The organism is Microvirga vignae, assembly GCF_001017175.1.
Lineage (GTDB): Bacteria > Pseudomonadota > Alphaproteobacteria > Rhizobiales > Beijerinckiaceae > Microvirga > Microvirga vignae.
In genome coordinates, this window is the sequence record NZ_LCYG01000118.1 from 1 (window position 1) to 4,830 (window position 4,830).

The following is a 4,830-nucleotide window of genomic DNA, read 5'->3' on the forward strand; positions in this document are numbered from 1 at the left end:
TAGCTCGCGCAACAAAGAGCGATCGAAGCCTCGTCGAGCGTATGAGACACATCAACGGCGAAACCGCTATCCACAAGCGCTCCTTGCGCTGCGCGCGTAAACTCCGCATGATGATCAACGAGCAGTGTTCGCATGTCACCTCCTATCATGGCACGCCCAGACCATTGGGCCATCACCGCCAACTATGAGGCCCGAGCGAGACGAGCGAGTGCGCCTGAAGCGCTATCGCATTTACCCCTGCGTCAGAAGGATGATCATCCCGTACCTACAGTCGCGCAGCTCGCCGCGTCTTTACAACTCCTCTTCGCCTAGGGTCACGCCAGCCGCTTAAACGCAGCAAGTCCGGTCAGGAGGCGAGGTGCCGCCGTCCGTCCCTCTCCGGAGCATTTGAAGCGAGAACCTTGTCCGGGACGACGAGAGGTTCGACTTCTGGTGCGTCCTCGTCCACTGGCACCCGCTGGAGCCCGAGACAGCTGGATATAGCGACGGTGGCGGCAAGGAACGCGAGGTCCCACTGCGGTGAGCATTATCAAGCAGTTTCCGGTGAAGCGCCGGATCCAGTTTTCCACTTGCAACAGCGGGGAGGCATAGGACCATGTCACAAGCAGCAACATGCAAGAAGGAATCGCCCTGCTGATGGAGCCGAATATCGGCGGTCGGCCAACCAAAAGTGCAACAAACAACTCCGACCTCAATTCGCATCAATCCCCCTACTTTCACTTCGATTCAATAGGCCGGCGTCGGCGTTTAAAGAACCCCCCTTCCCACCAACTAGGAGGCTTAGCTTTCGAGAAGCTGACAGTTCGCAAAGAATTCACAATGAGCGTAAGCGCGAAGCCCACCCCATCTCACACGCCGTAAGGTGGAAGGCGAGAGATGTTGACTTGAGTAGCTGCGGAGCTTTCGATGCCAGTTTCTATGTCCGCGCCTATGACTGACGATAAGCCTGCCCATCTCCTCGATGCGGTTCCGAACCGCTTTTCCGCTACGCCGACCAGCGCAATCACTCTTTCAAAGCGCGTCTCGACGCGGCGTCGAGTGTACCTTGTAGGCCAATAGAGGCCGCGGCGGTATAGCGGAGATTGCGGAATGCTCCGTGATGATGTCCGCGTCGGCTTTGTCCACTGCTTGCTGCTGCATGGTTAGCATCAGCTGCTCCGTGTTCGCAGCTATGGGTGTGCGACATCAGTCTATGTTTATCTTCTCGACTGTGGAATCAGAACGGCGAAAGGATGGTGATGGCTTCAAGCTCCGGAACTTTTCGCGAGATCAGAGCGGTCGTGTTCGGGTTAGAACGCCATAGCAGGAGAGCCAGCCCTGTGTGTGCACGGCAGAGCCGCGCGTAGACGGCCTCAATCCCTGCCGCACGCCCTGCTCGTTGGCGTGGACGATGAGGTCGACGCCTATTTTCGCGGTGCGCCGGTCAAAAAACGCAGTTATCTCGCGGAACTTCCAGGTACTGGTGATGTGCAGCAGAGAAAACGGCGGCTTTGAGGGATAAAAAGCCTTTAACGCCCGGTGCAGCACCATGGAGCTGTCCTTGCCGACCGAATAGGGCACCATCGGTCGGCGGAATTGGGCGCCCACTTTCCGTATGATGTAGATCGCCTCGGCCTCGAGACGTTCGTAATGGATGTTGTGGGTTGTCCTCTTTTGCAATGCATACATCCTGGTCTTCTCACGTCGAAAATAGGGCTCTATTGGACATGCCGCCTCGTCCGCCGTCTGGGATTCTGAGACAGCAAGCAGCCTGATCCAGAGGAACTTCCGGGCCATTGGGGTTGCGAATTGCGGGGCCTGCAACTGTTGCTGCAAGCGAACGTCATGGATGATCTATAGCTTGACCCATTTTTTACTCCTTTAGGATGATCTCACCGCGGCTGAAGTAGACGTCAGCCGGTGTCAGATTCCTCGGGTTTCCGTGGGAGCGCTGGTGGTTATAGTGCTCCACAAGCACATCGATTGGAGCCTCCAGATCACAGGCAGAAGGTGGTTCGCAGGACCGCTACGCCTCCCCATGCCGGAACTGCCGCGACTGCTCTGGCATCTGGTCTGGGAGCGGCCGCGTGCGGTCGAGGCCGCCGAGTACTGGTCGACCCGGGCGCCGGCGCCGTCAGCAGTGTGCGCGAAAATGCCACTGGCGCAGGCGCACCCGGCACCGATCCAATACCCGGCTGGAATATTGATCTGATCAATGTCCGCGAACGGGTGAATGCCGGGAGAACGGCGAATGGACCGGAGCACTGATCCCGGGCATGTCGCTGCCATCAGGCATCGGCACTCCGATGATCTTGCACGTCGCGTCGACGCCAATCTGGCTGATCAGAAAGGCGATCTGACCGGGCAGGCCGTCGTTGTTGGCCGCCGCGGCTGCCGATAAGGCTGCATTGTGAACTTCCTCGTCGAGGCTGCTGTCAGACAGTCCGTGTGACAGGGCAAGTCTCACTAGTTCCGCAATGAGAGTAGGCATCGGTGCTCCATTCGTATGAACAATGGGAAGAGAAGTACCATGTAGTATCTGTCTAAAGAGGCACATCAAAATCGAGCTCGCCGGCCATCACAAGGACGCCGAGGCGATCGATCTCACTGATGAATCGGTAAGCCGAACGAAATCGTTTGATCATTTGTTCAGCGCGTTGAACACGATCGTTCGCTCTTAGCTCCGAATTCGTGCATCATCGTCGGTGGAACCGCCAGAGTGATCGATTTGGGCATGCCGAAGACCTCATCGACAATCGCGCCGTGTTGCTCAATGTCGATCAGCATCCCAGTGCGGCGTGCGCTGCGCTGGTCAATCTCATCAACGAGGGACGCGGCGGATAGCTCGTAGACGGCGCTCTTCGCGGCTTTTAGCGTCTACTTCTTCGCATGCTGTAGCGGGCCGCGGACAACTTCGCCGAGGTGGCGGCGTCCATTCCGCCGGCGTTTGATGTAGCAGACGGTGGCGAGCTTAGTGAGCCATGATTTGCTGACTCGCGCAACGCTTCGAGCTTTTCCGGTGAGACTTCTCGATTCGCATCTACGCCCATGTTAGGTTTCCCCTTCCGTGGTTGGAATAAACAAATGACTCGCTGTTGCTGAGGTTCTGGGAAGGTATAAGAGTCATTGTTATTGATGCAGCCGCGTCCAAATGAGCTTGCTGGTTTTATACTCTGCACGCTCGGGTTTGCCGATGCTAAGTTAATTTCGCCGATGGGCGGGAGCGCCTTCCGCTCGCAACGCCAAGATGCCGGGTTCCTCACGCTTGTAGATCACAGCCCGCTTGCGACAACGGCCCGCCACCAGTCCGATCCGCTTAGGCTTTGATTCCAGCGATCCAATCCAGGCAGTCAGTGCCGCGGACTTGCTTGCCACTTTCACCTCCCTCCAGACCTTGTCCGTCGCTGCCACTTCGCACACGCGTGAGCATTTCACTGACACATCAATCCCGCCATATAATGACATGGTCATCCCCGCAGGTTGGTTGGAGGGCGTCGAGGAGCGTCGCCACGACGATTTGATCACCAAAGTCGGACAGCGAATTTCATTGTTATCCGAATCGATCCATGATCTCGGCTTGAATCGCTTTTGCGGTGTATAGAGAAGCATCTAGTTGCAGGTTCCCAAATGCGAGTTGACAAAGAAGGTAGTTGGCACCTGCCACCTCCAGCTGATTAAGAAGAGTCTGTCGCACAGAAGCTGCCGTTCCTGCTACACACAATTCACTCTCGACTGCTGCATCGAAGGTCAGCGGCAGGTTTGGGGGAGTCGGGATGGCATTAAGGTCGTAAAGGTACTTAAAGCTCCTGAGCCATTGTTCGTAAGCAGATGCCGCGAGCGAGTACGCGTGTGTGTCAGAACTCCCAATCACGACCATGCGGAGCAATCCCAGAAATGGCGCTTGATGGTCCGCGCCAGTTTTGTGCTCTCGAGTGGCGCGGAAGGCATCAGTAATTCTTCGAACAGAAGAGGAAGGTCCTACGCAGGCGATATTTGCGCCATTCGCAGCGGCCCAGCCTGCGGTCTCGGGTTGATTGGTGGTGATCCATATCGGCGGATGTGGGCGCTGATGAGGTCCTAGCGTCAAAGGAACGCCGTTCAGCTCAAAATGGTGGCCTTTATAGGACAGCGTGCCGCCCTTCATCGCCTCAATAAGGATTTCGCTGGCTTCCGCATAACGGCCTGGGGCCGCGTTCGCGCCAATCCCGAAATAACCCAGTTCGATCGGGAGAGAGCCGCGTCCGATACCCAGCTCGAGCCTGCCACCGCTCAATTGGTCCAGCATACAGATCTCTTCAAACGCACGCAGCGGATGTGAAAGGACAAGCAGCATTACTAACGGGCCAACACGAAGTCGCCGTGTCCGCTGTGCAACACTCGATAGGAAGAGGTTCGGCGATGGACCTCTCCCATGCGGTGTACAGTGGTGCTCTGCGAGATGGTATGCATAGAAACCGAGGTGATCACACGCCTCCGCTAAGGCCAGGCGAGCTGCGTATTGTCGGGCGATGTCGCCGCCGTCATCATCGAGATGATCGAAGATGCCGCAAGTTAACTTCGAAGGAGAGACGTGTCTCACTCAATTATCTCCAAGTTCGCGCAGGATTTTGACGTACGTTTGTTTAGGGGCGCACAGGATTTTGCACTCACTGCATTTTGCGCTTCTGATGCCATTGGTTCACGAGGCGCTATTCGGCGTCTGCGGATCGGTTCTGCATTGCTTGTGAGCAGCTTGGCGATTTTGCAGGTTGCGATGCGCGCCCTTACTTGGCGGGTGCGCGATCGGTGGTTGGCCGGTCACTGTCTCGGCAAGCTGATGGCCGCAGAAGGCAGCTCGCAACTGCGCTTGGT

4 protein-coding genes are annotated in these 4,830 nt (G+C 56.9%); 1 reads left to right on the forward strand and 3 read right to left on the reverse strand.

Going from position 1 to position 4,830, the window contains the following annotated elements; translation table 11 throughout:
- Positions 1-1,269: 1,269 nt before the first annotated feature.
- The 3 genes from AA309_RS29260 to AA309_RS29280 form a co-directional block, all read right to left on the reverse strand.
- Positions 1,270-1,668, reverse strand: a complete 399-nt coding sequence (locus tag AA309_RS29260; protein WP_084731798.1) for a phosphoadenosine phosphosulfate reductase domain-containing protein — start codon at positions 1,666-1,668, stop codon at positions 1,270-1,272.
- 523 nt (positions 1,669-2,191) lie between these two features.
- On the reverse strand, positions 2,192-2,470 hold the full coding sequence (locus AA309_RS29270; RefSeq protein WP_047192549.1) for a hypothetical protein: 279 nt from the start codon (positions 2,468-2,470) through the stop codon (positions 2,192-2,194).
- A 1,059-nt stretch (positions 2,471-3,529) separates the two neighbouring features.
- Positions 3,530-4,558, reverse strand: a complete 1,029-nt coding sequence (locus AA309_RS29280; RefSeq protein ID WP_047192551.1) for an LLM class flavin-dependent oxidoreductase — start codon at positions 4,556-4,558, stop codon at positions 3,530-3,532.
- On the opposite strand from AA309_RS29280, the gene AA309_RS35700 reads away from it, so the two are divergent.
- A partial coding sequence (locus AA309_RS35700) for a hypothetical protein (RefSeq protein WP_162489288.1) occupies positions 4,550-4,830 on the forward strand: 281 nt, incomplete at its 3' end. The two genes, AA309_RS29280 and AA309_RS35700, sit on opposite strands and share 9 nt — an antisense overlap.

Bases quoted from the DNA above. Each gene is read 5' to 3' on its own strand.
- AA309_RS29260 (WP_084731798.1), bottom strand. From the start codon at position 1,668: ATGTATGCATTGCAAAAGAGGACAACCCACAACATCCATTACGAACGT.
- AA309_RS29270 (WP_047192549.1), bottom strand. From the start codon at position 2,470: ATGCCTACTCTCATTGCGGAACTAGTGAGACTTGCCCTGTCACACGGA.